Source organism: Saccharopolyspora terrae (assembly GCF_004348435.1).
In the GTDB taxonomy this organism is placed as follows: Bacteria; Actinomycetota; Actinomycetes; order Mycobacteriales; family Pseudonocardiaceae; genus Saccharopolyspora; species Saccharopolyspora endophytica.
In genome coordinates this window covers 1-631 of record NZ_SMKS01000157.1, presented here as the reverse complement: position 1 = coordinate 631, position 631 = coordinate 1, and the positions used below count along the sequence as shown (strand labels likewise).

Here is a 631-nt window from a genome sequence, read left to right as displayed (position 1 = left end):
TCGTCGACTGGCAGGTGTCGGTGGATTCCACGATCAACCGGGCCCATCAGCACGCCGCTGGAGCGCGCCGTCGCCCTCAAGCGCAGGTCGAACCACCCGGTGATGAACCAGCCGATCACGCGTTGGGTCGGTCCCGGGGCGGATTCACCACGAAGATTCATCTGGCCTGCGAACAGGGACGTAAACCGTTGTCGTTGCTGATCACGGCCGGCCAACGCGGTGACAGCCCGCAGATGATCGGTGTGCTGGAGGCCATCCGGGTGCCGCGCCCCGGGCGGGGCCGTCCGCGTCGGCACCCGGATCGCGTGCTGGCTGACAAGGCCTACTCATCACGATCCAACCGTTCCTACCTGCGGCGACGAGCGATCCCGGCCACCATCCCGACCCCGAAAGATCAAGCCGCCCACCGCCGCGCCAGAGGCTCGGCCGGGGGCCGCCCACCGGTCTTCGATCCCGAGGCATACCGGCGGCGCCACGCTGTGGAATGCGGTATCAACCAGCTCAAACACCACCGTGCCGTGGCCTGCCGGTACGACAAACTCGCCCTCCGCTACGAAGCCACCGTGCACGTCGCCACCATCGACATCTGGCTCCGCAGCCTCACCAAGATCGGTTCCTAAACAGCTCCTAG

1 protein-coding gene is annotated in these 631 nt (G+C 66.9%); it reads left to right on the top strand.

Annotated elements, in window-relative coordinates:
- Positions 1-620: IS5 family transposase (locus E1181_RS31160; RefSeq protein WP_132679979.1), on the top strand; the 620-nt coding region annotated here is incomplete at its 5' end.
- Positions 621-631: the final 11 nt, after the last annotated feature.